19 protein-coding genes, 2 tRNA genes, 3 rRNA genes and 1 pseudogene are annotated in these 25801 nt (G+C 50.2%); 8 read left to right on the plus strand and 17 right to left on the minus strand.

The features are described 5' to 3' along the window. Nucleotides 1-54 precede the first annotated feature (54 nt). The 4 genes from aroD (at nt 55) to CKV66_RS09605 (ending at nt 3271) form a co-directional block, all read left to right on the plus strand. Nucleotides 55-813, plus strand: coding sequence for a type I 3-dehydroquinate dehydratase (gene aroD / locus CKV66_RS09590; RefSeq protein WP_085363658.1), 759 nt, complete (start codon nt 55-57; stop codon nt 811-813). Between the two features lie 141 nt (nt 814-954). Continuing rightward, nucleotides 955-1797 carry an amino acid ABC transporter substrate-binding protein gene (locus tag CKV66_RS09595; protein ID WP_085363659.1) on the plus strand — a complete coding sequence of 281 codons (843 nt, stop codon included), beginning with the start codon at nt 955-957 and terminating at the stop codon, nt 1795-1797. Between the two features lie 22 nt (nt 1798-1819). After that, the gene (locus CKV66_RS09600) at nt 1820-2503 is read left to right on the plus strand and encodes an amino acid ABC transporter permease (protein WP_408633863.1); all 684 of its coding nucleotides are present in this window, start codon (nt 1820-1822) and stop codon (nt 2501-2503) included. Nucleotides 2504-2512: 9 nt separating this feature from the next. After that, complete coding sequence (locus CKV66_RS09605) at nt 2513-3271, plus strand: amino acid ABC transporter ATP-binding protein (protein WP_085363661.1); 759 nt, start codon at nt 2513-2515, stop codon at nt 3269-3271. 264 nt (nt 3272-3535) lie between these two features. Here CKV66_RS09605 and CKV66_RS09610 read toward each other — a convergent pair whose 3' ends face one another. Genes CKV66_RS09610 through gmk form a run of 3 tightly spaced genes read right to left on the minus strand, consistent with a single transcriptional unit; the run spans nt 3536 to nt 6599 of the window. After that, nucleotides 3536-5689: a RelA/SpoT family protein gene (locus tag CKV66_RS09610; RefSeq protein WP_085363662.1), complete on the minus strand. Its 2154-nt coding sequence runs from the start codon at nt 5687-5689 to the stop codon at nt 3536-3538. A 25-nt stretch (nt 5690-5714) separates the two neighbouring features. Then, complete coding sequence (rpoZ, locus tag CKV66_RS09615) at nt 5715-5921, minus strand: DNA-directed RNA polymerase subunit omega (RefSeq protein ID WP_085363663.1); 207 nt, start codon at nt 5919-5921, stop codon at nt 5715-5717. Nucleotides 5922-5981: 60 nt separating this feature from the next. Then, entirely contained in the window at nt 5982-6599 is a 618-nt protein-coding gene (gmk, locus tag CKV66_RS09620; RefSeq protein ID WP_085363664.1) for a guanylate kinase, read from the minus strand. A 188-nt stretch (nt 6600-6787) separates the two neighbouring features. Here gmk and CKV66_RS09625 point away from each other — a divergent pair, with 188 nt between their 5' ends. Further along, nucleotides 6788-7351 (plus strand): adenine phosphoribosyltransferase, encoded by a 564-nt coding sequence (locus tag CKV66_RS09625; protein WP_085363665.1) that lies wholly within the window; start codon nt 6788-6790, stop codon nt 7349-7351. Between the two features lie 173 nt (nt 7352-7524). Then, nucleotides 7525-9153, plus strand: coding sequence for an ABC-F family ATPase (locus CKV66_RS09630; RefSeq protein WP_085363666.1), 1629 nt, complete (start codon nt 7525-7527; stop codon nt 9151-9153). 218 nt (nt 9154-9371) lie between these two features. On the opposite strand, the pseudogene CKV66_RS12900 reads toward CKV66_RS09630, so the two are convergent. The 7 genes and pseudogenes from CKV66_RS12900 to CKV66_RS09660 form a co-directional block, all read right to left on the minus strand. Continuing rightward, nucleotides 9372-9497, minus strand: a pseudogene (locus CKV66_RS12900) (IS5/IS1182 family transposase); the annotation flags it as partial. Between the two features lie 114 nt (nt 9498-9611). Next, nucleotides 9612-9923 (minus strand): ComEA family DNA-binding protein, encoded by a 312-nt coding sequence (locus tag CKV66_RS09635; protein ID WP_095197808.1) that lies wholly within the window; start codon nt 9921-9923, stop codon nt 9612-9614. A 362-nt stretch (nt 9924-10285) separates the two neighbouring features. Then, nucleotides 10286-10398: ribosomal RNA gene (gene rrf, locus CKV66_RS09640) — 5S ribosomal RNA — on the minus strand. A 138-nt stretch (nt 10399-10536) separates the two neighbouring features. Further along, nucleotides 10537-13423, minus strand: a 23S ribosomal RNA gene (locus CKV66_RS09645). Nucleotides 13424-13751: 328 nt separating this feature from the next. After that, nucleotides 13752-13827 (minus strand) — tRNA-Ala (locus CKV66_RS09650). Nucleotides 13828-13876: 49 nt separating this feature from the next. Next, nucleotides 13877-13953, minus strand: a tRNA-Ile gene (locus tag CKV66_RS09655). A gap of 171 nt (nt 13954-14124) precedes the next feature. Then, nucleotides 14125-15665: ribosomal RNA gene (locus CKV66_RS09660) — 16S ribosomal RNA — on the minus strand. The 16S, 23S and 5S rRNA genes sit together here with 2 tRNA genes alongside, the layout of an rRNA operon. 460 nt (nt 15666-16125) lie before the next feature. Between CKV66_RS09660 and hemB the strand changes: the two genes are divergently transcribed. Next, nucleotides 16126-17130, plus strand: a complete 1005-nt coding sequence (gene hemB, locus CKV66_RS09665; protein WP_085364444.1) for a porphobilinogen synthase — start codon at nt 16126-16128, stop codon at nt 17128-17130. 71 nt (nt 17131-17201) lie between these two features. Here hemB and CKV66_RS09670 read toward each other — a convergent pair whose 3' ends face one another. The 7 genes from CKV66_RS09670 to surE form a co-directional block, all read right to left on the minus strand. After that, entirely contained in the window at nt 17202-17807 is a 606-nt protein-coding gene (locus CKV66_RS09670) for an RseA family anti-sigma factor (protein ID WP_085364445.1), read from the minus strand. A gap of 5 nt (nt 17808-17812) precedes the next feature. Continuing rightward, nucleotides 17813-18412 (minus strand): RNA polymerase sigma factor RpoE, encoded by a 600-nt coding sequence (gene rpoE, locus CKV66_RS09675; protein ID WP_085364446.1) that lies wholly within the window; start codon nt 18410-18412, stop codon nt 17813-17815. 78 nt (nt 18413-18490) lie between these two features. Next, nucleotides 18491-19858, minus strand: coding sequence for a tRNA lysidine(34) synthetase TilS (gene tilS / locus CKV66_RS09680; protein WP_085364447.1), 1368 nt, complete (start codon nt 19856-19858; stop codon nt 18491-18493). Between the two features lie 30 nt (nt 19859-19888). After that, the gene (locus CKV66_RS09685; protein WP_085364448.1) at nt 19889-21706 is read right to left on the minus strand and encodes a Na/Pi cotransporter family protein; all 1818 of its coding nucleotides are present in this window, start codon (nt 21704-21706) and stop codon (nt 19889-19891) included. A gap of 170 nt (nt 21707-21876) precedes the next feature. Continuing rightward, complete coding sequence (locus CKV66_RS09690; RefSeq protein WP_085364463.1) at nt 21877-22809, minus strand: peptidoglycan DD-metalloendopeptidase family protein; 933 nt, start codon at nt 22807-22809, stop codon at nt 21877-21879. Between the two features lie 78 nt (nt 22810-22887). Further along, on the minus strand, nt 22888-23547 hold the full coding sequence (locus tag CKV66_RS09695; RefSeq protein WP_085364449.1) for a protein-L-isoaspartate(D-aspartate) O-methyltransferase: 660 nt from the start codon (nt 23545-23547) through the stop codon (nt 22888-22890). Then, nucleotides 23547-24299, minus strand: coding sequence for a 5'/3'-nucleotidase SurE (surE, locus tag CKV66_RS09700; RefSeq protein ID WP_085364450.1), 753 nt, complete (start codon nt 24297-24299; stop codon nt 23547-23549). Before surE ends, CKV66_RS09695 begins: the two co-directional genes overlap by 1 nt. 279 nt (nt 24300-24578) lie before the next feature. Between surE and CKV66_RS09705 the strand changes: the two genes are divergently transcribed. Further along, nucleotides 24579-25727: an FAD-dependent monooxygenase gene (locus CKV66_RS09705; protein ID WP_085364451.1), complete on the plus strand. Its 1149-nt coding sequence runs from the start codon at nt 24579-24581 to the stop codon at nt 25725-25727. Nucleotides 25728-25801: the final 74 nt, after the last annotated feature.

The raw sequence follows: 25801 nt of genomic DNA on the forward strand, positions 1-25801 counted from the left end.
GCCGTCTGAAATCCCGTACAATACGCCGACCGTTTTTTAAAGGAATCCGCCTCGATGAATACCGTGAAAATCAAAAACACCGTGCTGGGCGCAGGCAGCCCGAAAATCTGCGTGCCGCTGGTGGCAAAAGATTCAGACGGCCTGCAAACCGCTTTGGCAGGCTTGCAGGGCTTGGCTTTTGATGTGGTGGAATTCCGTGCGGACTTTCTCGAACGCGCAGCCGACGGCGGCTATATCGTGGAACGCCTGCGCGAAGTGCGCGCCGCCCTGCCGGATACGCCGCTACTGTTTACCTTCCGCCGCGCCGAAGAAGGCGGCGAGTGCCCCGTGCCGCCGGAAGTTTATTTTTCTCTGGTTCAGACGGCCATACGCTTTGGCCTGACCGACATCATCGATATCGAGCTGTTTGCAGGCGAAGACAAAGTGAAAGAAACCGTAGCGCTGGCCAAAGCCAACGGCGTAGCGGCCTTGCTGTGCAACCACGATTTCGATAAAACGCCGCCGAAAGAAGAGATCATAGGCCGTCTGAAAACCATGCAGGATTGGGGCGCGGACATCTGCAAAATCGCCGTGATGCCGCAATCCGCCGCCGACGTGCTGGTATTGCTCGATGCCACGCAAACCATGTTCCACCAATATGCACGGCAGCCGCTGGTAACGATGGCGATGGGCAAACTGGGCGTGGTAAGCCGCTTGGCGGGCGAAACCTTCGGCTCGGCAATGACTTTCGGCTCGGCGGGAACCGCTTCCGCACCCGGGCAGATCGGTGCGAACGATTTACGCTTTATTTTGAATGTGTTGGCAGGCAAGTAATATCGGCAGGCCGTCTGAAAACGTATTTTCAGACGGCCTTATACTTTTCGATTATAAAGAATAGAAGCAAGCGTTCTTTGTATTGTGTTTTTGATTATCGTACAATGCGCGCTTCTTTATCGACGCTTTACTGGAGTGATTATGTTGAAAAAATTCGCACTCGGCGGCATGGCTGCTTTTGTGTTGGCCGCTTGCGGCAACGGCGGCGGTTCTTCTGCCGGAACGGCGTCCGCCCCGGCTTCTTCCGCTCCTGAAACCCAAGTTGCAGGTTCGCTGCTGGAGCGCATCAACAACAAAGGCACGATCACCGTAGGCACCGAAGGTACTTATGCTCCCTTCACTTATCATGACGAAAGCGGCAAATTGACCGGTTACGATGTGGAAGTTACCCGCGCCGTAGCTGAAAAATTGGGCGTTAAAGTGGATTTCAAAGAAACCCAATGGGACGCCATGCTGGCCGGTTTGAAAGCGGAACGTTTCGATATCGTGGCCAACCAAGTGAGCCTGACCACGCCCGAACGCCGCGCCACTTTCGACAAATCCGCCGAATACAGCTATTCCGGCCCGATGGCGGTTGACCGCAAAGACGACAACCGCATCAAAACGCTGGCGGACGTGAAAGGCTTGTCTGCCGCGCAAACCCTGAGCAGCAACTACGGCGAAATGGCGCAAAAAGCCGAAGCCAAAATCATTCCGGTCGACGGCATGGCTCAGGCTTTGGCGTTGGTACAGCAAAAACGTGCCGATTTCACGTTTAACGATTCCCTCGCCCTGCTCGACTATCTCAAGAAAAACCCGAACTCCGGCTTGAAAACCGCATGGACTGCGCCTGCGGAAGAAAAATTAGGTGCGGGATTTATTGTCAACAAAAACAACGATGAAGCCTTGGCAAAAATCAGCGGCGCGGTTGAAGAACTTCGTGCGGACGGCACGCTGAAAAAATTAGGCGAACAATTCTTTGGCGTAGATGTAAGTGTTAAGTGATCTTTTAAGTGCGTTGCCGTTTATGACCGAGGCCCGTGCGGCTTTGGTCATAAACGCATTTTGGCCGATGGTAAAAGCGGGATTCTTATATTCGATTCCGCTCGCCGTCGCTTCTTTTATTTTCGGCATTCTGATTGCGCTGGCCGTTGCGTTGGTGCGCGTGATCCCCGTATCGGGCGTATTGCACCGTGTGCTGCTGGGCTTGGTAAAGTTTTATGTTTCAGCCATCCGCGGCACGCCGATGCTGGTACAGTTGATGGTGGTGTTTTACGGCTTGCCCGCCATCGGCATCACGCTTGACCCGCTACCGACTGCGGTGATCGGCTTTTCGCTGAACATCGGTGCTTATGCTTCCGAAACCATACGCGCGGCGATTTTATCGGTGCCCAAAGGCCAATGGGAAGCGGGTTTTTCCATCGGCATGACTTATATGCAGACCTTCCGCCGCATCATCATGCCGCAAGCGTTCCGTGTTTCCGTACCGCCTTTGAGCAACACCTTTATCAGTCTGTTTAAAGAAACTTCGCTGGCTTCCGTCGTAACCATTACCGAGCTTTTCCGCGTGGCACAGCAGATTGCCAATGCCAGCTACGACTTTTTACCCGTGTATATCGAAGCCGGTTTGGTTTATTGGGTGTTCTGTTTCTTCCTGTTTATCGGACAGGCCAAGCTGGAAAAACGGCTTGACCGCTACGTTGCCAAGTGAGCATAAACCATGATTAAAATCCGTAATATCCATAAAGCTTTCGGCAACAATTCGATTTTGAACGGCATTGATTTGGACGTAGCCAAAGGCAGCGTAGTGGTGATTCTCGGCCCGTCGGGTTCGGGAAAAACAACCTTCCTGCGCTGCTTGAACGCCTTGGAAATGCCGCAACAAGGCAGCATCGAGTTTGACGGCGATAAACCGCTGCTCATTGATTTTGCCGCCCACCCTTCCAAAAAAGACATCCTTGCCCTTCGCCGCAAATCGGGGATGGTGTTTCAACAATACAATCTGTTCCCGCACAAAACCGCATTGGAAAACGTGATGGAAGGCCCCGTCGCCGTGCAAGGCGTTTCATCGGCCGATGCGCGGCAAAAAGCGCTGGCATTGTTAGGCAAAGTCGGCTTGGCCGATAAAGTGGATTTGTACCCATTCCAGCTTTCAGGCGGCCAACAGCAGCGCGTCGGCATCGCCCGCGCACTTGCCATCCAACCGGATTTGATGCTGTTCGACGAACCAACCTCCGCACTTGATCCCGAATTGGTGCAAGATGTATTGAACACCATGAAAGAGCTGGCTAAAGAAGGCTGGACAATGGTTGTGGTAACGCATGAAATCAAGTTCGCCATGGAAGTGGCCGATTTGGTGGTTGTGATGGACGGCGGTGTGATTGTCGAGCAAGGCGCGCCGGAAACTTTGTTTGAAAACCCTCAGCACGAGCGAACCAAACGCTTCCTACATCAAATCCGTAGAGACGAAAACGATTAACTGCCCGTTGAGAAGCAGTTGAGTATCGAAACCAACTGCTTATTCACGGCTTACTCAGGCATTCCATATTCAATCATGACAAAACAAACTGAGACCGTCTGAAAAATACAATTTCAGACGGCCTCATTTAAAAGTGCTCAAACTCAACCTTATATCAAGCTGAAAAACAGCTTGTTCCGACAAATAAAAAGCCGTAGAGTCAATACTACGGCTTTCATTATTCATCACATTCAATTAATCCGCATGAAGCAGTATAAATCCCTGCTACACCCTCACCACGCGGCGGACGTCGGTAATCGCATGCAAGGCGCGGATGATTTCATTAAGTTGGTCGATGCCGCTAACCTTAATGAAGAATTTAAACTCGATAAACCCTTCTGTCCCCGGCTGTTTTTGAGGCGTTTCCACCGACTCGATATCCGCACCGGCAGACGAAATGGCTTGAGCCATCAAGGCCAACAAACCGCGGGTATCGCGCGCGCCCACGATCAGCGTCGTACGGAAAGTCTGATCGGGAATACTCTCCCAGTCGGCATCGAGCTGCTGTTCGGGATCAACTTTCAACACATTCGGACAAGTGTCGCGGTGGATAACCAAACCTTGATCTTTGATTAAAACCGCGCGGACAGCATCGCCGGGCAACGGTTGGCAACATTGCGCGAGATGTACCCTTCCTGTTTCGCTGCCGTTGATTTTAATCGGGCTTAAGCGCACTTCTCCGCCGAAGTGTTCACCGGCCAAATCGGCAATGTGCATGGCCACGGTAATCGGCAGAGTATGCCCCATACCCACGCTGTACAACACGTCTTCAAAAGTGGTTTGTTTATGGTTGAGATCGGAAAGGTATTTTTCTTTGAGGCCGTCTGAAAGCAATACGTTTTGCGGCAACAAGCTGGATAAAGCTTTTTGCAGCAGGCTTTCGCCCAAGGTAACCGCATCTTGGCGGTTCATGTTTTTGATGTAATTGCGGATGGCGCTGCGCGCACGGCTTGAAACGGCAAAATTCAACCATGCCGGATTGGGCTTGGCTTGTTCGGAAGTAATTACTTCCACAGAATCGCCGGTTTTCAATTTGGTACGCAGCGGCATCATGGTATTGTTAACGCGTGCGGCAACAGTATGATGGCCTACATCGGTATGCACGGCATAAGCAAAGTCGATAGGCGTGGCACCTTTCGGCAAGGTAAGGATTTTGCCTTTCGGCGTGAGGATATAAACCTCGTTGGGGAATAAATCGACTTTAACAGCCTCAAGAAATTCGATGGCATTGGAACTGCCTGCCTGCAAATCCAAAATGTTTTTCAACCAGCGATTGGTGTGGAGGGTCGCCTGATCGACTGTGCTTTCGCCTGATTTGTAAATCCAATGTCCGGCCACGCCGCCTTCTGCCACAGCATCCATTTCGTGAGTGCGTATCTGCACTTCTATCGGCAAACCGTAAGGGCCCACCAATGTGGTGTGCAGGCTTTGATAGCCGTTGCTTTTGGGAATGGCGATATAGTCTTTAAACCGCCCCGGCTTGGGCTGATAGAGGCTGTGCAAAGCACCCAGCGCGGCATAGCAAGCCGGAATACTGTTGACGATAACGCGAAATCCGTAAATATCCATCACATCGGCAAAACGCAGATTTTTCGCCTGCATTTTCTGATGAATGCTGTACAGGTTTTTCTCACGGCCTTTGATTTTGGCTTCGATATTGGCATCGACCAAGCGCATACTGAACGCGCGCAACACTTTGCCGACCACATCGCGCCGGTTTCTCCTGCTTGCTTTCATGGCTTTTTGCAGGGTTTCATAACGGCGCGGATGAAGGTTTTGGAATGATAAGTCCTGAAGCTCTTGATAGGCGTTGTTTAAACCGATGCGGTTGGCTATTTGTGCGTAGATTTCAAGTGTTTCCTGAGCAATCCGGCGGCGTTTTTCAGGGCGCATCGAGCCTAATGTACGCATATTGTGCAGGCGGTCTGCCAATTTGACGACAATCACGCGCACATCTTTGGTCATGGCGAGAATCAGTTTGCGGAAGCTTTCCGCCTGATGCTCGGCTTGGCTGTTGTATTCAAGTTTTTCCAACTTGGAGAGGCCGTCTACCATTTCGGCAATGGTGTTGCCAAATTCGGCAGCCATTTCGACTTTGGATACACCGGTGTCTTCCAACACATCGTGCATCACCCCCGCGCACAAACCCTGTATATCCATGTGCCAAATTGCCAGCTGGGTCGCCACGGCAATCGGATGGGTAATATAAGGTTCGCCACTTTTGCGGGTTTGTCCGTCATGGGCATGAAAGGCGTAAGCACAGGCTTTTTCAAGCTGCTGCTGCTCTTGCTCGTTGAGATACGAAGCGGTGCGAAACAATAAATCGCGCGCTTCTGCCGTTAACGGATCATAAGGAGCGGTAGGTAGAGGCTGTTGCATTCAGACGGCCTTTTGTTTTTTACTTTTATTTGTTGCGCTTGAGCAGTTCCACACCGATTTCGCCGGCAGCAATTTCGCGCAAAGCGGTAACGGTGGGTTTGTTGTTGCGGATATCGTCAACCAAAGGGGCGTTGCCGTTTTCAAGCTGGCGCGCACGACGGGCGGCAGTCAGGGTCAAATCGAAGTGGTTTGGGATTTTAGTGATGCAGTCTTCTACGGTAATACGTGCCATTCTAAATGGTTCCTTTTAGAAACGGATTTAAAAATAATAATGTTGTATTGTCGCTGTTTTTTAAGAATTTTCCAACAGATTTTCAATAAATAAGTGTTGGCAGGATTGTTTCAAACGGTGTGCTCTGATAATCGACAGCAAATCGGCTTCGGCCTCAACCAAATCGTTATTTACCACTACATAATCAAACATATACGCTTGCTCGATTTCTTTGCGTGCCTTGCCTAAGCGGTGTGCAATCACTTCCGGGCTGTCTGTTCCCCGACCGACCAAACGCTGTGCCAACACTTGAAATGAAGGTGGAAGGATGAAAATACTGCACGCGCCCGGCCAAGCTCTACGCACTTGTTCGGCGCCCTGAATGTCGATTTCCAAAATCACATCGTAGCCTTGCTCGCGCAAGATATTCACGCCTTCTACACTGGTGCCGTAATAATTGTCGAATACTTTTGCATATTCGAGAAATGCGCTCTCGCTGATTAATGTTTCGAATTTAGGCACATCCACAAAATAATAGTGCTTGCCGTGCTCTTCGCCTTCGCGCGGTTGGCGGGTCGTGTGGGAAATGGAAACTTTAATGTCGTCGTGATGATTGATTATACGCGAAACCAAAGTGGTTTTTCCCGTGCCGGATGCGGCGGAAATGATAAAAATATTGCCTTTGGAAGATGAGCGCATGGTCGTTCCGAAAATGAAAAATTTAAGTGGTTATTATGCCATACCGCCCAAAGGCTTTGCAAAACCGCCTGTCTATTGCACTCGCACTTTAAAATCAAAGCCTAGCAACAAACAAAAGCGACTTTTTGTTAAAATAGCTCGTTTTGTTTTGAACTATTGATACAGATTTGATATTTACGGGTAATGTTATGTTGATTCATCCTGATGTGATGGGCGTAGAAGCGCTTGCTGCGAAAATCCGCAAAATACCGGATTGGCCTAAAAAAGGCATTTTATTTCACGATATTACACCTGTACTCCAAAGCCCCGAATATTTCCGCTTATTGGTGGATTTGCTGGTTTACCGCTATATGGGTCAAAAAATCGACGTAGTGGCAGGTTTGGATGCACGCGGTTTCATTATCGGAGCCGCATTGGCTTACCAATTGAATGTGGGTTTTGTGCCTATCCGTAAAAAAGGCAAACTGCCGTTTGAAACCGTATCTCAAAGCTATGCCCTCGAATACGGCGAAGCTACGGTGGAAATCCATACCGATGCAGTCCGCCCCGGCGCCCGCGTGTTGCTGGTGGATGATTTAGTCGCCACCGGCGGAACCATGCAGGCAGGTATTGATTTGATTCGTCAGCTCGGCGGCACCATTGTAGAAGCAGCGGCCATTCTGGAGTTTACAGACTTACCCGGCGGCAAAAACATCCGCGAGCGTGGCGTGTCACTATTCACACTCTATCAAAATGAAGGTTCTATGCCTTGATTGTTTACCGATTGCTTGATGCCGTCTGAAAAATATGTTTTCAGACGGCCTCAAGCTATTGTCGGCTATTCGGTAATCTTCCTGATGCCCAATATGAAGCGGCAATGGTTTCATCCGAAAATATGCTATAATTTCGCGCTTTAAATATTTCATTTTGCAAAAGGTTTACATCAATGATTTCTACCAACGGCATAACCATGCAGTTCGGCGCGAAGCCGCTGTTTGAAAACGTGTCTGTCAAATTCGGCGAAGGCAACCGCTACGGGCTGATTGGTGCCAACGGTTCAGGTAAATCCACCTTCATGAAAATCCTCGGTGGCGATTTGGAGCCGACCAGCGGTGAAGTAGCCATCGAAAACGGTGTGCGTTTGGGTAAATTGCGCCAAGACCAATTCGCTTACGAAGACATGCGCGTGTTGCATGTGGTGATGATGGGGCACACCGAAATGTGGGCGGCGATGACCGAGCGTGATGCCATTTACGCCAATTTGGAAGCCACTGAAGACGATTACATGCATGCTGCCGAATTGGAAGCCAAGTTTGCCGAATACGACGGTTACACCGCCGAAGCGCGCGCGGCCGAACTGTTGAGCGGCGTGGGTATCGAAGAATCATTGCACAACGCCCAAATGAGCGAAGTGGCTCCCGGCTTCAAACTGCGCGTATTGCTGGCACAAGCCTTATTTTCCAAGCCCGACGTATTGCTGCTCGACGAGCCGACCAATAACTTGGACATCAACACCATCCGTTGGCTCGAAGGTGTGTTGAACGAATACGATTCGACCATGATCATCATTTCGCACGACCGCCATTTTTTGAATGAAGTCTGCACGCATATGGCCGATGTTGATTACAACAGCATCACCATCTATCCTGGCAACTACGATGATTACATGCTGGCTTCCGCACAATCCCGCGAGCGCGCCATGCGCGACAACGCCAAAGCCAAAGAAAAACTGCAGGAACTGCAAGAATTCGTAGCACGCTTCTCGGCCAACAAATCCAAAGCCCGTCAAGCGACCAGCCGTCTGAAACAGGCCGATAAAATCAAAGCCGAAATGGTGGAGGTTAAACCGTCTACCCGTCAAAACCCTTATATCCGCTTTGAAACCGACGAAAAAGCCAAGCTGCACCGCCAAGCCGTTGAAGTGGGGGGCTTGAGCAAACGCTTTGAAAACCAATTGTTTAAAAACCTGAGCTTTATTTTGGACGCCGGAGAACGTTTGGCGATTATCGGCCCCAACGGTGCCGGTAAATCCACTTTGCTGAAATTGTTGGCCGGCGCATTCAATCCCGAATACGGCGAAGGTGTCCAACCCGATTCAGGCACCATCAAATGGGCGGAAAAAGCCAATGTCGGCTACTATCCGCAAGACCACGAAAACGACTTCGATGTTGACATGAACCTCACCGAATGGATGCGCCAATGGGGCCAGGAAGGCGACGATGAACAGGTTATCCGCGGCACACTCGGCCGCTTGCTGTTCGGCAGCAACGACGTAGTTAAACAAGTGCAGGTGCTTTCCGGCGGAGAGAAAGGCCGCATGCTTTACGGCAAGCTGATTTTGCTGAAACCGAACGTGTTGATTATGGACGAACCGACCAACCACATGGATATGGAAAGTATCGAATCCTTAAACATGGCTTTGGAAAAATACAAAGGAACGCTGATTTTCGTATCGCACGACCGTCAGTTTGTGTCTTCGTTGGCCACCCAAATCATCGAACTGGACGGAAAAGGCGGTTACGAACACTATCTGGGTGATTACGAAAGCTATTTGGAGAAAAAAGGAGTGGTATAAGTTTTTATAAGTTTTCAGACGGCCTCTTACTTATGTAAGAGGCCGTCTGAAAACTTAAACTTCAATTGCTATCAATTCGTTCTTAATCGTATCTAAAACAGTAAAAATCGCTGAAGCTTATAATGGTCTAAAGCTTTCAGCGTTTTTTATTTGAAAGAAAACTTTTGCAAAAGCCTCAAGCTGTGTTCGAATTCAGGAGCAGAAAGGCTGTGTCATTAGCCGAGTAAAATGGCTTTGAAGATAGATAGCAGGGGATAGGCTGGCTGGCTGCGGTGGTCTCGAAGGTAGCGGGTTCTTTAATGGTTCAGGTAATGCCCAATCGGTTGCCAATCAATCACCTGCTCCCACCCAAACGAAACGGCCGGACACTCCCGCATCCGGCCGCTCTCTATACTATGTCCACTGCCAACCAAACAGCACCAATCTACCAATTCAGCCGATAGCAAACCTAGGCTCTATCAGCGCTTCTCTTTAGCCTTCTCCTTCAGCGCCGGCACCGCCGCTTTGGCCGGCTTCTTACCGCCACCAACCGTCGCCTCATCGCGCAGCTTGGCTAAAATACCCTCGCCGATACCCTTCACATTCTTCAAATCGTCAACACTCTTAAACTGACCGTTGTGCTGACGGTACTCCACAATCGCCGCCGCCTTCGACGGACCGATACCCGGCAGCGCCTTCAATTCCTCCGCCGTCGCCGTATTGATATTCACCGCCGCCAGCGATACCGCCGACCACAACAGAGCCAGCGCACCCGCTAAATATTTCTTCATCTTCTAAATCCTTCTTGATGGTTTTCCGTAACGTGTCATACCTGCGGCCTCTACCAACAGGCAATATACCTCACACTGCCCGCACAGGCAGTCCGAACCATCATAAACAGATTCCCAACACCCTTCAAATACTTTTAACTATAGTTACTATATACATAGAGAACATTGTCTCTCCCCAACAACAAGCTCGTCTTTCCATTACAGCTCTGCTCTCTTTGCTCCGCTACAACCAACCTTCTTCTGTATCCATTCTGCACAAACCTACCGGCAAACCAACCTTCTGAAACACCCATATTCAACTGTCTTGGCAAATCAAAATACTAAAACCCCCGATACGCAAGTATCGGGGGTTCGAAATAAGTGTCTGGCAGTGACCTACTTTCACATGGGTATCCACACTATCATCGGCGCTGAGTCGTTTCACGGTCCTGTTCGGGATGGGAAGGCGTGGGACCAACTCGCTATGGCCGCCAGACGTAAACTGTACAAATCGGTAAGCCGTTATGGAAGCTCGCTTCCACTTATTTATTCTTTAATCAACGGTGATGTGTATCAGCCTCACAAGACTGATGTAAGCTTATTCAAAGAAACTATCCAAAGTCCTTCAAATGATAGAGTCAAGCCTCACGAGCAATTAGTATCGGTTAGCTCCACGCATTGCTGCGCTTCCACACCCGACCTATCAACGTCCTGGTCTCGAACGACTCTTTAGTGCGGTTAAACCGCAAGGGAAGTCTCATCTTCAGGCGAGTTTCGCGCTTAGATGCTTTCAGCGCTTATCTCTTCCGAACTTAGCTACCCGGCGATGCGACTGGCGTCACAACCGGTACACCAGAGGTTCGTCCACTCCGGTCCTCTCGTACTAGGAGCAGCCCCCGTCAAACTTCCAACGCCCACTGCAGATAGGGACCAAACTGTCTCACGACGTTTTAAACCCAGCTCACGTACCACTTTAAATGGCGAACAGCCATACCCTTGGGACCGACTACAGCCCCAGGATGTGATGAGCCGACATCGAGGTGCCAAACTCCGCCGTCGATATGAACTCTTGGGCGGAATCAGCCTGTTATCCCCGGAGTACCTTTTATCCGTTGAGCGATGGCCCTTCCATACAGAACCACCGGATCACTATGTCCTGCTTTCGCACCTGCTCGACTTGTCGGTCTCGCAGTTAAGCTACCTTTTGCCATTGCACTATCAGTCCGATTTCCGACCGGACCTAGGTAACCTTCGAACTCCTCCGTTACTCTTTGGGAGGAGACCGCCCCAGTCAAACTGCCTACCATGCACGGTCCCCGATCCGGATCACGGACCTGGGTTAGAACCTCAAAGCCACCAGGGTGGTATTTCAAGGACGGCTCCACAGAAACTGGCGTCTCTGCTTCTAAGCCTCCCACCTATCCTACACAAGTGACTTCAAAGTCCAATGCAAAGCTACAGTAAAGGTTCACGGGGTCTTTCCGTCTAGCAGCGGGGAGATTGCATCTTCACAACCATTTCAACTTCGCTGAGTCTCGGGAGGAGACAGTGTGGCCATCGTTACGCCATTCGTGCGGGTCGGAACTTACCCGACAAGGAATTTCGCTACCTTAGGACCGTTATAGTTACGGCCGCCGTTTACTGGGGCTTCGATCCGATGCTTGCACATCTTCAATTAACCTTCCAGCACCGGGCAGGCGTCACACCCTATACGTCCACTTTCGTGTTAGCAGAGTGCTGTGTTTTTAATAAACAGTCGCAGCCACCGATTCTCTGCGACCCTCCAATGCTTACAGAGCAAGTCTTTCACATCAAAGGGCATACCTTCTCCCGAAGTTACGGTATCAATTTGCCGAGTTCCTTCTCCCGAGTTCTCTCAAGCGCCTTAGAATTCTCATCCTGCCCACCTGTGTCGGTTTGCGGTACGGTTCAATTCAAACTGAAGCTTAGTGGCTTTTCCTGGAAGCGTGGTATCGGTTACTTCATGTCCGTAGACACTCGTCATCACTTCTCGGTGTTTAAAAGACCCGGATTTGCCTAAGTCTTCCACCTACCGGCTTAAACAAGCTATTCCAACAGCTTGCTAACCTAACCTTCTCCGTCCCCACATCGCATTTGAATCAAGTACGGGAATATTAACCCGTTTCCCATCGACTACGCATTTCTGCCTCGCCTTAGGGGCCGACTCACCCTACGCCGATGAACGTTGCGTAGGAAACCTTGGGCTTTCGGCGAGCGGGCTTTTCACCCGCTTTATCGCTACTCATGTCAACATTCGCACTTCTGATACCTCCAGCAACCTTCTCAAGTCACCTTCATCGGCCTACAGAACGCTCCCCTACCATGCACTAGGTGCATCCGCAGCTTCGGTTACAGATTTGAGCCCCGTTACATCTTCCGCGCAGGACGACTCGACCAGTGAGCTATTACGCTTTCTTTAAATGATGGCTGCTTCTAAGCCAACATCCTGGCTGTCTGGGCCTTCCCACTTCGTTTACCACTTAATCTGTCATTTGGGACCTTAGCTGGCGGTCTGGGTTGTTTCCCTCTCGACAACGGACGTTAGCACCCGCTGTCTGTCTCCCATGATTGCACTTTCCGGTATTCTTAGTTTGCCATGGGTTGGTAAGTCGCAATGACCCCCTAGCCATAACAGTGCTTTACCCCCGGAAGTGATACATGAGGCACTACCTAAATAGTTTTCGGGGAGAACCAGCTATCTCCGAGTTTGTTTAGCCTTTCACCCCTATCCACAGCTCATCCCCGCATTTTGCAACATGCGTGGGTTCGGACCTCCAGTACCTGTTACGGCACCTTCATCCTGGCCATGGATAGATCACTCGGTTTCGGGTCTACACCCAGCAACTCATCGCCCTATTAAGACTCGGTTTCCCTACGCCTCCCCTATCCGGTTAAGCTCGCTACTGAATGTAAGTCGTTGACCCATTATACAAAAGGTACGCAGTCACCCAATTAATAGGCTTCCACTGTTTGTATGCATCAGGTTTCAGGTTCTATTTCACTCCCCTCCCGGGGTTCTTTTCGCCTTTCCCTCACGGTACTGGTTCACTATCGGTCGATGATGAGTATTTAGCCTTGGAGGATGGTCCCCCCATATTCAGACAGGATTCCACGTGTCCCGCCCTACTTGTCGTATACCTAGTACCACTGATGAAATTTCGAATACGGGGCTATCACCCACTATGGCCAAGCTTCCCAGCTTGTTCTTCTATCTCAACAGCTATCATATACAGGCTCCTCCGCGTTCGCTCGCCACTACTTACGGAATCTCGGTTGATTTCTTTTCCTCCGGGTACTTAGATGGTTCAGTTCTCCGGGTTCGCTTCGCTTATCCTATGTATTCAGATAAGGATACCGTACAAAATACGGTGGGTTTCCCCATTCGGACATCACCGGATCATAGCTTTATTGCCAGCTCCCCGATGCTTTTCGCAGGCTTACACGTCCTTCGTCGCCTATCATCGCCAAGGCATCCACCTGATGCACTTATTCACTTGACTCTATCATTTCAAGAACCTCTCTGACTTCGTTGTTTCGGCGTTGACTACCTACCCAACTTGAAGTCTTTACTCTGACAAAGCTTACTGCTTGTTGTGTACCGAACTGTGCCTTTTGTGTTTCACAGTTCAGTCGATACAATCATCACCCAAATACTGCGGCTTACCTGTTACAGTAAGCCAACATTGTCTTTGTTTGTTGATTTCGGCTTTCCAATTTGTTAAAGATCAATGCGTTTTACATGAAACAAACTTTTGTCTCAAACTTCGCAAATTAAAATGAGCTGCGCATTGTAGCAGCTAACTTTAATTTGTAAAGTCTTTAAATGTTTGGTGGAGGCAAACGGGATCGAACCGATGACCCCCTGCTTGCAAAGCAGGTGCTCTACCAACTGAGCTATGCCCCCATACTCTTACTCAAGTATCGATACTGCTTACTCTTGCTTTGAGAATGTCTGGTGGGTCTGGGAGGACTTGAACCTCCGACCCCACGCTTATCAAGCGTGTGCTCTAACCAGCTGAGCTACAAACCCAAGGTCTCTTTGCTTTCCAATATGCCAACAACCATCCTTCTTAATCCGAATAACCTTTTCGGTCATGCTCGGCTTAAAAGTAATTCATGCAGCACATCTTCAAGCTTAAACGCATCTTTAATATCACAGTTTACCGATAAGTGTGAGTGCCTCTCAGCCTCTTTTCTCTAGAAAGGAGGTGATCCAGCCGCAGGTTCCCCTACGGCTACCTTGTTACGACTTCACCCCAGTCATGAAGCATACCGTGGTAAGCGGGCTCCTTGCGGTTACCCTACCTACTTCTGGTATCCCCCACTCCCATGGTGTGACGGGCGGTGTGTACAAGACCCGGGAACGTATTCACCGCAGTATGCTGACCTGCGATTACTAGCGATTCCGACTTCATGCACTCGAGTTGCAGAGTGCAATCCGGACTACGATCGGTTTTGTGGGATTGGCTCCACCTCGCGGCTTGGCTACCCTCTGTACCGACCATTGTATGACGTGTGAAGCCCTGGTCATAAGGGCCATGAGGACTTGACGTCATCCCCACCTTCCTCCGGCTTGTCACCGGCAGTCTCATTAGAGTGCCCAACCAAATGATGGCAACTAATGACAAGGGTTGCGCTCGTTGCGGGACTTAACCCAACATCTCACGACACGAGCTGACGACAGCCATGCAGCACCTGTGTTACGGCTCCCGAAGGCACTCCTCCGTCTCTGGAGGATTCCGTACATGTCAAGACCAGGTAAGGTTCTTCGCGTTGCATCGAATTAATCCACATCATCCACCGCTTGTGCGGGTCCCCGTCAATTCCTTTGAGTTTTAATCTTGCGACCGTACTCCCCAGGCGGTCAATTTCACGCGTTAGCTACGCTACTAAGCAATCAAGTTGCCCAACAGCTAATTGACATCGTTTAGGGCGTGGACTACCAGGGTATCTAATCCTGTTTGCTACCCACGCTTTCGGGCATGAACGTCAGTATTATCCCAGGGGGCTGCCTTCGCCATCGGTATTCCTCCACATCTCTACGCATTTCACTGCTACACGTGGAATTCTACCCCCCTCTGACATACTCTAGTCACCCAGTTTCAAACGCAGTTCCCAGGTTGAGCCCGGGGATTTCACATCTGACTTAAGTAACCGTCTGCGCCCGCTTTACGCCCAGTAATTCCGATTAACGCTCGCACCCTACGTATTACCGCGGCTGCTGGCACGTAGTTAGCCGGTGCTTATTCTTCAGGTACCGTCATCAGTCATGGGTATTAACCACAACCTTTTCTTCCCTGACAAAAGTCCTTTACAACCCGAAGGCCTTCTTCAGACACGCGGCATGGCTGGATCAGGCTTGCGCCCATTGTCCAAAATTCCCCACTGCTGCCTCCCGTAGGAGTCTGGGCCGTGTCTCAGTCCCAGTGTGGCGGATCATCCTCTCAGACCCGCTACTGATCGTCGCCTTGGTAGGCCTTTACCCCACCAACCAGCTAATCAGACATCGGCCGCTCGAATAGCGCAAGGTCCGAAGAGCCCCTGCTTTCCTTCTCAAAGCGTATGCGGTATTAGCCATCCTTTCGGACAGTTATCCCCCACTACTCGGTACGTTCCGATGCATTACTCACCCGTTCGCCACTCGCCACCCAAGAAGCAAGCTTCTCTGTGCTGCCGTCCGACTTGCATGTGTAAAGCATGCCGCCAGCGTTCAATCTGAGCCAGGATCAAACTCTTATGTTCAATCTCTAACTTTTTAACTTCTGGTCTGCTTCAAAGTAACTGACAGACAATGTATAATCTTGTCTCTCTGTTTTTGTCGCAGTGTGAGGCCTAAAGACACTCACACTTATCGGTAATCTGTGTTGTTAAAGAACGGTTGCTGCTGTGTCAGCAGCGAAGAAACCGAACTATACACACCCGCCCGCACCCCGTCAATAACCACAACGCAAAAAATTACAACGGAAATCACATATCGCTGTTTATTATGGGAATTATTTTTTAAAAAATTTTTATTCAAACGCTTCAAAAAACAATTTTCATCTTCATTCAAATATCCAACCACTTCATATCAAACTTGATTACTTAACTGATGAAGTATATGGTTCGATAAATGTACCAGCATCTAAAAATAATTTTGCATTTTATTTATTAACATTCCAAATAAAATGCAGCAAACAACCAAACGTAAGGTGTTTTATATATGAATTTTCCAAACAGATTTACTCCTTCTATAAGAATGCGTCGCATGCGTAAAGATGAGTTTTCCCGTAAATTAATGAGAGAACATAGCCTGACGACCGACGATTTAATCTACCCCGTCTTCATTTTAGAGGGGCAAAATCAAGAAGAAGCTGTTACATCCATGCCGGGCGTAACAAGACAAAGCTTGGACAAACTTTTATATACAGCCGAAGAAGCTGTTTCACTCGGCATTCCAATGCTGGCTTTATTTCCTGTTGTAACCAAAAACAAAACAGAAACTGCCGAGGAAGCTTACAATCCTGAAGGGCTTGTTCCAACAGCCGTCAGAAAACTTCGCGAGACATTTCCCGATTTAGGCATCATGACGGATGTTGCGCTTGATCCTTATACCATTCACGGTCAGGACGGCTTAATCGATAAAAATGGTTATGTGCTTAATGACGAAACCATTGAAGTGCTTATCAAACAAGCACTTTGCCACGCCGAAGCAGGTGCGCAAGTAGTCGCCCCCTCAGATATGATGGATGGGCGCATTGGCGCTATTCGAGAAGCATTGGAGGACTCCGGCCATATACACACCCGTATTATGGCTTATTCTGCAAAGTACGCTTCTGCATTTTACGGGCCGTTCCGCGATGCTGTCGGTAGCTCTGCGAACTTAGGAAAAGCAGATAAATGTACCTACCAAATGGATCCGGCCAATTCCAATGAAGCGCTTCATGAAGTCTTTTTGGACATCCAAGAAGGTGCCGATATGGTTATGGTGAAGCCGGGTCTGCCATATTTAGATATTATCCGACGTGTTAAAGATGAATTTGGCGTACCTACTTATGCCTATCAAGTATCTGGAGAATACACCATGCTCCAGGCTGCCATTCAAAACGGTTGGCTCGACGGCAATAAAGTTATCTTAGAGAGCTTGCTGGCTTTCAAACGCGCCGGAGCAGACGGCATTTTGACTTATTATGCTATTGAAGCCGCCAAACAACTACGCTCCAAATAAAGCCAATACACAAAGGCCGTCTGAAAATATTTCAGACGGCCTCTAAAATTCAACAATGATTTAGCAGTGAATTACTTCACTTCACTGGCCATGCTCTCTTGCTGAACTTTCTCTACTCTCACAGCTTTGCTTTCAACTGCTTCCGCTTGGTTGGCTCGGGCAGCATTGGGCACAACAGTACCTTGCGCTTCCGCATTGGCCACAGCATCCGTACTAACCTGCTTTGCCTTTCCGCCAACCGAAACGATACCGCTTTGATCGTTTCCGCTAGGTGCAACTTGCTCGGCAACCATTTCAGAATCGCCTTGATTTCCCGACGGGAAAAATTGCCATACACCCACAGCCACAGCCAACACGCTTGCAGCTACGGCAAAACCGCCAAACATACAATTAGCCGCCTTGCGTTGCTGTTGGCTGTTTGCAGTTTGAGATTGTGTTCCTTGTTGTTTTGCAGCGGCAGAAGGTTTTTCCGCAACTTCAAAACTTTCCTCTTTGATGAATTGTATGTCTCTACCCATGCTTGACTGGGCACGTTGCATACAGTCGCGAATAATGTGATATTCACGCCATTTTTGCTGTGCTTCATCATCAGACAACAGTTTATCCAGCATTTCTTCTGACAAATTGTCATCATCCATGGCGGCAGAGACAAATTCATAGTCTTTATTTTGATTCATTTTATTTACCACCTTTGGTCTTCAGACGTATCCAACAACGGCCTCAAATCTTTAGCGATTACCTCGCGTGCTCTGAATATCCGCGAGCGAACAGTACCGATGGGACAGTCCATTATCTGAGCTATTTCCTCGTAAGACAAACCATCCATTTCCCGTAAAGAAATGGCTTTCCGTAAGTCGTCCGGCAACTTAGTGATTGCTGCTTCTACAGTTTCTAATATTTCCCGATTCATCATCTCTGCTTCCGGTGTGTGATCATCAGCGAGCTGATTGGCTAAATCGAGAACATCCCCTTCATCATTGGCAACATCCGTACTTACAAACGGCCGTTTTCCGGAAGTAGCCAAAAAGTTTTTAGCAGTATTAATGCCGATGCGGTAAAGCCACGTATAAAACGCACTTTCTCCGCGGAAATTCGGCAATGCCCGATAGGCTTTTATTAAGGCTTCTTGTGCAACGTCGTTGACTTCATGCTCATCTTTGATGAAACGGGAGAGCAATCTGGTCAAACGGCGCTGGTATTTAGACACCAGCAGCTCAAACGCTCTGTGTTCGCCTTTTTGCGCCCGCTCTACCAGTGCCTGATCGATTTTACGATCATTCATACTTAAAACCCTTACTATAATCGAACAACCAATACAGAAAAGGCAAAGCGTGCATTGCAGTACTGTGACACTTTACCTTTACTTTGGTTCCAAAATAAACTGATTAAATTTGCTAAAGACGACCATAGAGCCGTTGCGGCAGCCATAATGAACGTTTACCAGAATATTGGCAATAGCCACACACCTGTTTTGACTGTCGATAACAACCGGCCAATACCGACGTGCAAACGGGGGTATCTTGCGCTCTTGTAAAATTTTCCAAACATTTTTACGACCAACGGCAAGTTCAATAGCATCATCGGCATTTGCAGAACGAATAATGCACAAGCTATCCAACACTTCTTCACATAATCCAAACGAATGCCTATCAAGCGTAAAACTGTTTTTTTGAATAATATCTTTCAGACGGCTCTGCTGAATCCCACCGTTTTTCACCCAAGGGCAGGTATTTTCCCAGCCGTTTTTCTGGGCAAACAAACGCCCTCGGTAGGCATACATCTTCCCTTGCGGCAGAGACCATTCGGCAGTCGCGGCTTGTGCCAAAGTTCGCGCGAAATCTTCTACACTTTCTGCACGCGGAATACCCAAGCCGTTGGTTTTGGCGTGATGAAGCAGCTGCTGGTGACGCCGAAGTCGGCTCAATGATTTCCAACGCTCAATATCAAACCATCCGCTGCGGCAAATGTCCGCATAATCTTCCGCAATCACTTCATTCAACAGCGCCAATTCGCCTTGCAGCGATTTAATACTGCTGATGACGTGACTATCCAAATGCGGCACTCTCTCACGCCATAGCGGCAAAGCTTCGTTACGCAGCCAATTTCTCAAAAATGCCGGATTTTGGTTGCTGTCGTCTTCTATATACTCCAACCTGTTTTCAGCCGCATATTTTTCCAGTTCGATACGCGGAATATCGAGAAGCGGCCGCCAAATTTGTGCGGTTGCGTTCAACATACGCATACGCGGCATGGCAGACAAAGCCCTCAGACTGCCCCCCCTTAACGCGGCCAACATAAAGGTTTCAACCTGATCGTTTTGATGGTGCGCCAACGCGACTACTTGGCTGAGGCCTTCTGAAAACACACGATAGCGCTCTTTGCGTGCCTCTGCTTCAATGCCCAAACGGCTGTTGTGCTTTACATCGACATGTTCCACACGCAAAGGCACATTTAAAGCCATACAGTATTTGCGGCAAAAATCAGCCCACTCATCCGCCCGACTATTCAATCCGTGATGAACATGCACGGCTTTCAACACGATTCCGCGTTTCTCACGTAAGGCTGCCAACACATGAAGCAACACCACGGAATCTACGCCGCCGCTCAAGCCGACTTCTATTACCGTACCCGGTGCAATCGTTTCAGGCCATGACGAATCAACATGCAGCGCCAAACTGTTTGGCGCCACATGTTGATCAGATGAAAAACCATTGTTTGTCAAACTCATATCGGTTTTATTTTTCAGACGGCCTCTACACTAAGCCGCTGCTTTGACGGTTGCTTTATGTGAAAAGTCCAAATTGGACATATTGATGATTTCCTGTACGCCCCAACCGATACGGCGGGCGTAGTTGATATCGTTCATCAGAGAAGAAGTTTCCCAACCGCTGATTTGCTTGTTGCGCAGTTTAACCAACGCCCTGCCTCGGAAGGTTTCCAGCGAATCAACGTGTTTCGACAATAACGCCACCTGTTCCTGCCATTTTTCACTGTGCACGGGCAGCGCGGTAATCTGCCGGAACAACACCAAAGTCTTAAACAGATGCTTGCGCAAACGGATATAGTCGCGCGCAGCAGCCGAATCGGGCTCTTGCAGATAGCGTTGCAGATTTTTTTGCAGGTGCTTGCTCTCTTTAACGATTTCCACCATTTGAAACGCAGCCATATGCGCGGTAGTCAGCTCTTGGTTTTGATCGTCACCTTCGATATCGATTTTGCTGGTGAAATCCAAAAGCTCGCTGTAAAGCGGCTTGATTTGCGATTCGTAATAAGCCTGCGCATCCAAATGCAAAGGAGGCGGCGGAATGGGCAAATCCCGCTCGGTGTCCCACCCTTCTTCATACAGCTTGCTTACCGGCACAAACAAAACATGGCAAATCACTTCCAAGCTGACTGCATTCAGATGGCCTATTTCTTTAAATACTGCACGCAAAGCCGTATCACCCGACCTGAGCATATTAGAACCCAGATACAAAGCACGCACAGGTGTGCGGTTATCCTCCGGCAAAAAGTGCGTACTTTCGGTTTTTTCCGGCAACCATTTCATCAACTGGTCTGCCAAGCGGTTTTGCAGCTTCCAAAACACCGCCAAACCCAAGCCGTTAAACAGAGTATGAAACAGCGCCAATTGAAGCAGACTGCTCATGCCCGTCCAACCCGCCAACAGCGTTACCAGCTTGGTTAAGGGCAACCACAGCAACAACGACAACACCGCGGTTACCGAGTTAAACAGCAAATGCGCCAACGCGAGACGCTGCCCGCTGCGGTCGCTGCCAAGCATGCCCACAAAAGCGGTAGAAGCACTGCTGCCCACGTTCGAACCGATCGCAATGGCAAAACCTTGCTCCACACTAATCTGACCTGCCGACAATGCCGCCAAAGTTAAAATCAGCGTAGCATGGGAAGACTGCAACACAATCGTCAACAGCAAACCGATGGCGCTAAACACCGCAATTTCGGTCAAGCCGCCGGCTTTAATTGTCGATAAATCAACCTGTCCGCCCAAAGCGTGAAAACCGTCTTTAATGGCATCAATACCTAAAAAAATCAGCGCAATACCAACCAATACACGACCTATGGTTTTGGTTTTAGCATTCAAAAATCCGGCCAAAATGCCGAACACCAGCATGGGCACGGCCACCGGACTCAAACTGATACTCTGCCCCGCCAGCGCCAGCAACCAAATACCGCTGGTCGCGCCCAAGTTTGTGCCCAAAATAACGGCAATACCGCCAGCGAGCGTAATCAGCCCCGTACTCAAAAACGCAATAGTCAACAGAGACACCAGCGTGCTCGATTGCAGAATAAAAGTGGCTCCGACACCGAAACCCAAACCTTTTGCCGGAGTGGAGGTACTTTTCGCCATCAGCTTTTCCAGCGTACCTCCGGCGGCGTTGCGCAAGCCTTCTTCGATACACTGCATGCCGAAAAGAAACAAGGCCAAGCCGTAACACAACTTCAACCACGGGCCGCTGTACCAAAAGCTGTACCCCAAAACAAAAACCACTAAAGCGATCAGCACAGGCTTCCAAAGGTTTTGAACGTTTTTATTGGTTTTTATACTGCTTATATTCATGTCGTTTCCCTATTCTCTGTTTCTCCGTTTTATTCAAAATATTTTTGAAACCGTATAGCCCCGCCATTATAGTGACTATTTCAAACATACTGTGAACCATTCGTCAGATGGGCAAAAGGCCGTCTGAAAAATTTCAGACGGCCTCAGATTCCAAATCTGATCAGTTCATATTAGAACGCCACAAATTGGGTCGGATTCACAGGTTTACCGTTTTGGCGCACTTCGAAATGAAGCTTGGTGCGGTCGGCATCGCTGTTACCCATGCGGGCGATGGTTTGGCCGCGTTTTACGGTTTGGCCTTCTTTAACCAGAAGATTTTGGTTGTGTCCGTAAGCGGTCAGGAAAGTTTGGTTGTGTTGAACAATCACCAAATTACCGTAGCCGCGCAAGCCTGAACCGGCATAAACCACTTTACCGTCTGCCGCTGATACCACCGCTTGACCTGCTGTACCAGCAATATCCACGCCTTTGCTGTTGCCGCCGAATTGGGTGATGATGTTGCCGGTAGTCGGACGCTGCCAAGTTACGCCGGATACGGTGCGGACGCTGCCGGTAGAAACGCTGGGCGTTTTAGCCGGCTCGGAAATTTGCGGGCGTGAAGACGGAGTGCTGGTAGAAACCACGGGCGGAGGAGTTTGCGTTTTGGTTTGCGCGGTTGCCGCCGGAGCGGTGTAACCCGCGGGTTTAACACGCAAAACTTGGCCTACGCTGATGGTGTTATCTGCCAAATTGTTCCACGCACGCAGATTGTCTTGCGTGATGTTGTAACGTTTGGAAATATTGTAAACCGTGTCGCCGCGCACTACGGTATGCGTCGCGGCATTGATGTCAACGGGTGCATTGGAAGGTATGTAGGCACCGCCGCCGGAAGCCGGGGCTTGTGTGGCAGCAGGAGGAGTATAAGGAGCGGGAGCTGCGCCCGTTCCGGCCGCATTCGGATCATAAGGTGTTGCACCATAAGGATTAGTTTGTCCGGTTCCTGTCGAAGCGGAACCTGCCGAACCCGACACAACAGGCGCTGCGGGCTGTTGCAGCCAAGAACATGCGCCCAACATTAAAACCAAGGCTGCCGAGCCGGCACGGAATGCGGTTTTTTTCAACATATTTTCTACCTTCTGTTTGGATTTTTCATCGCGGCATATCATAAAACAAATTATGCCCTGCTCTCAAGTCTTTACGATTTAAGTGTCCATACCGCTGACCAGCGGTACGAAGTTGGCTTCCTGTACGCAGGTTTCGCGGTATCCTTGCGGTGTTTTCTCAATCAGCCACAAATATTGCACGCCGCCTTCGTCTAAAGGCAGCACCATGCGCCCGCCGATGGCAAGCTGCTGCAAAAGTGCGAGCGGGATTTCGGCGGGCGCAGCGGTTACCAAAATACCGTCAAACGGCGCCACTTCGGGCAAACCCAAGTAGCCGTCGCCGCACACCATACGCGCTTTCGCCAGCAAACCAGCGGCGCGCAAATGCTGTTTGGCGCGTTCATGCAGCGGGCGCAAACGCTCTACCGAATAAATTTCAGGCAAATCCAAGGCCAAAAGCACGGCCGTCTGATAACCGCAGCCGGTGCCGATTTCCAGCACCCGCCGCATATTTTGCGACGCGCCGCCCAGCAGCAGATCCGTCATTTTGGCCACAGTATAAGGCTGGGAGATGGTTTGCCCCAAGCCCAAGGGCAGCGACATTTCATCATAGGCCCGCGTTTGCAGGGCTTCTTCGACAAAAAGATGGCGCGGCACGCGGGTCATTGCTTGCAACACCCGTTCGCCGATGCCCATCCTCGCCAGCCGTTCGATCATGCGGCGGCGGCGGTTTTCAAAGCCTGTCCAGTTTCCCTGCATTACGGCATAACTCCCTGCCAAAATGCTGCTACTTCGTCCATTTTATGGTAATCGGTCAAATCGATCTGCAAGGGTGTTACCGTAATATAACCTGCCTCGCTCTCGGCAAAATCGGTGCCGCCGTTACGGTCGGAAATATCGCCTATCGGGCCGATCCAGTAAACCGCTTCGCCGCGCGGATTGTGCGCGGGCACGATGCTTTGCACATGATGCCGTTTGCCCAAACGGGTAATTTTACAGCCCTGAATATCTTCGGGCGCCACGGCGGGAATATTCACATTCCACAAAATCGGCTGCTTGGGCGGGTTTTTCAGCAAATGTTCCAACATAATCCAAGCGGCTTTTTCCGCTGTTTCCCAATAGCGGCCGGTGAAATCGTTTAAAGAAAAAGCAATCGCAGGAATGCCCAGCAGGTAAGCCTCGGTCGCCGCCGCAACGGTGCCTGAATATAAAGTATCGTCGCCCATGTTGGCGCCGTTGTTGATACCGGAAAGCACCAAATCAGGCTGAAACTCGGGCAACGCGTGTAAAGCCAGATGAATACAGTCTGTCGGCGTGCCGCTCACATAATAAAAGCCGTTATCGGCCTCACGGATGCGCAAAGGGCGGTCGAGTGTGAGCGAATTGCTGACGCCGCTGCGGTCGCGCTCCGGCGCCACCACGCGCACATTGGCAAACTCTGCGGCCACCCGCGCCAAAATCGCAATACCGGGCGAGAGGTAGCCGTCGTCGTTACAAATCAAAATATTCATGATTTCCCTTATTTTCAAACGGCCTTCATTCTACCGACTGCAACCATCAGTGTCTATTTAGTACCGCCGTACATGATCCCACAATCTATTTGGATATGCTTGCCGCCGGATTCCGTTTTATTCAAAGCCGGGGCCGTCTGAAAAAAACAGCCGCCCCTTTTCCCGGCTGCATATAGACCAAACCTTATGCAATAAGTTTTCAGACGGCCTCAAAATATAAAAGGCCGTCTGAAACAGGTATAATCCGACCAAACCGTTACAGACACAGAAACTGCCTACATGAATTACGAAATCATCATTATCGGCGGCGGATTGGTCGGCGCCGCCGCCGCAGTATCCCTCAAACAGCAAGGCCGTGACGTCGCCCTGCTCGAAATCCGTCCGCCGGAAACCGACTTCGCCAAACTCGAAAACGGCTGGGATGCCCGCATCTACGCCATCAGCCCCGCCAACCAAAAACTACTCCAATCGCTCAACGCTTGGCCGTCTGAAAACCGTATCCAGCCCGTTTCACGCATGGACGTGCGCGGCGACAACGGCGGCCGCATCGAGTTCAAAGCCGCCGACATCGACGCACCGCACCTCACCTGCATCGCCGAAAACCGCTGGCTGCTCGCCGGCCTGTGGCAGCAAATCCGCACCTTAGAAATACCCGTGATTACCGAAGCCGCCGAAAAGCTTGAAACCGATATTCAGACGGCCTCACTCACCCTCGCAAACGGCGAAACGCTCCAAGCCAAACTGATTATCGGCGCAGACGGCGCCAACTCATGGGTGCGCCGACAAGCAGGCATCACCGTTAAAGAAGACCCCTACCGCCAACACGGCGTAGTTGCCAACTTCCACACCGAACAAGACCACCACGGCACCGCCTTCCAATGGTTCAAAAACGGCGACGTCCTTGCCTACCTGCCGCTCCCCGACAAAAAAATCTCCATCGTCTGGAGCACACACGAGCCTGAAAAACTCACCGGCCTCAGCCCCGAAGACCTAGCCGCCGCCGTAACCGCGCAAGGCGAAAACGTACTCGGCCAACTCTCACCGCTCTCCCCCGCCTTCGCCTTCGATTTAATCCTGCGCCGCCCCGAATCCACCGTCGCCCAACGCGTCCTACTCATGGGCGACGCCGCGCACACCATCCATCCCCTCGCCGGGCAGGGCGTGAACCTCGGCTTCGGCGACGTGATTGAATTTGCCCGCCTCAGCCGCCACGCCCCCGATGTCGGCGCCTACCAACTATTGAAACAATACGCCCGCAACCGCCTGGAACCCGTCCGCACCATGCAGCTAGGCTGCGACGGCCTCTTCCACCTCTTTAACGAAAAACACCTCCCTGCCCTGCCCCGGCTGCGCAACACCGGCCTGAATTTGGTCAACGCCGTCCCCGCCGTCAAAAACCGCTTGATCAAACATGCGATGGGGCTGTGAATGAAAAGCCATCGACTTGTTAAGGCAGTAATTAATCAGGCCGTCTGAAAATGATTTTTCAGACGGCCTGTGGC

It is taken from the genome of Neisseria zoodegmatis (assembly GCF_900187305.1).
GTDB classification, from domain to species: domain Bacteria; phylum Pseudomonadota; class Gammaproteobacteria; order Burkholderiales; family Neisseriaceae; genus Neisseria; species Neisseria zoodegmatis.

Coding starts and splice junctions, on each gene's coding strand:
- CKV66_RS09690 (WP_085364463.1), bottom strand. CDS start 22,809: ATGTTGAAAAAAACCGCATTCCGTGCCGGCTCGGCAGCCTTGGTTTTA.
- aroD (WP_085363658.1), top strand. CDS start 55: ATGAATACCGTGAAAATCAAAAACACCGTGCTGGGCGCAGGCAGCCCG.
- gmk (WP_085363664.1), bottom strand. CDS start 6,599: ATGCGCTCATCTTCCAAAGGCAATATTTTTATCATTTCCGCCGCATCC.
- surE (WP_085364450.1), bottom strand. CDS start 24,299: ATGAATATTTTGATTTGTAACGACGACGGCTACCTCTCGCCCGGTATT.
- CKV66_RS09705 (WP_085364451.1), top strand. CDS start 24,579: ATGAATTACGAAATCATCATTATCGGCGGCGGATTGGTCGGCGCCGCC.
- hemB (WP_085364444.1), top strand. CDS start 16,126: ATGAATTTTCCAAACAGATTTACTCCTTCTATAAGAATGCGTCGCATG.
- CKV66_RS09670 (WP_085364445.1), bottom strand. CDS start 17,807: ATGAATCAAAATAAAGACTATGAATTTGTCTCTGCCGCCATGGATGAT.
- CKV66_RS09635 (WP_095197808.1), bottom strand. CDS start 9,923: ATGAAGAAATATTTAGCGGGTGCGCTGGCTCTGTTGTGGTCGGCGGTA.
- rpoE (WP_085364446.1), bottom strand. CDS start 18,412: ATGAATGATCGTAAAATCGATCAGGCACTGGTAGAGCGGGCGCAAAAA.
- rpoZ (WP_085363663.1), bottom strand. CDS start 5,921: ATGGCACGTATTACCGTAGAAGACTGCATCACTAAAATCCCAAACCAC.
- CKV66_RS09610 (WP_085363662.1), bottom strand. CDS start 5,689: ATGCAACAGCCTCTACCTACCGCTCCTTATGATCCGTTAACGGCAGAA.
- CKV66_RS09695 (WP_085364449.1), bottom strand. CDS start 23,547: ATGCAGGGAAACTGGACAGGCTTTGAAAACCGCCGCCGCCGCATGATC.
- CKV66_RS09630 (WP_085363666.1), top strand. CDS start 7,525: ATGATTTCTACCAACGGCATAACCATGCAGTTCGGCGCGAAGCCGCTG.
- CKV66_RS09605 (WP_085363661.1), top strand. CDS start 2,513: ATGATTAAAATCCGTAATATCCATAAAGCTTTCGGCAACAATTCGATT.
- CKV66_RS09685 (WP_085364448.1), bottom strand. CDS start 21,706: ATGAATATAAGCAGTATAAAAACCAATAAAAACGTTCAAAACCTTTGG.
- CKV66_RS09600 (WP_408633863.1), top strand. CDS start 1,820: ATGACCGAGGCCCGTGCGGCTTTGGTCATAAACGCATTTTGGCCGATG.
- CKV66_RS09625 (WP_085363665.1), top strand. CDS start 6,788: ATGTTGATTCATCCTGATGTGATGGGCGTAGAAGCGCTTGCTGCGAAA.
- tilS (WP_085364447.1), bottom strand. CDS start 19,858: ATGAGTTTGACAAACAATGGTTTTTCATCTGATCAACATGTGGCGCCA.
- CKV66_RS09595 (WP_085363659.1), top strand. CDS start 955: ATGTTGAAAAAATTCGCACTCGGCGGCATGGCTGCTTTTGTGTTGGCC.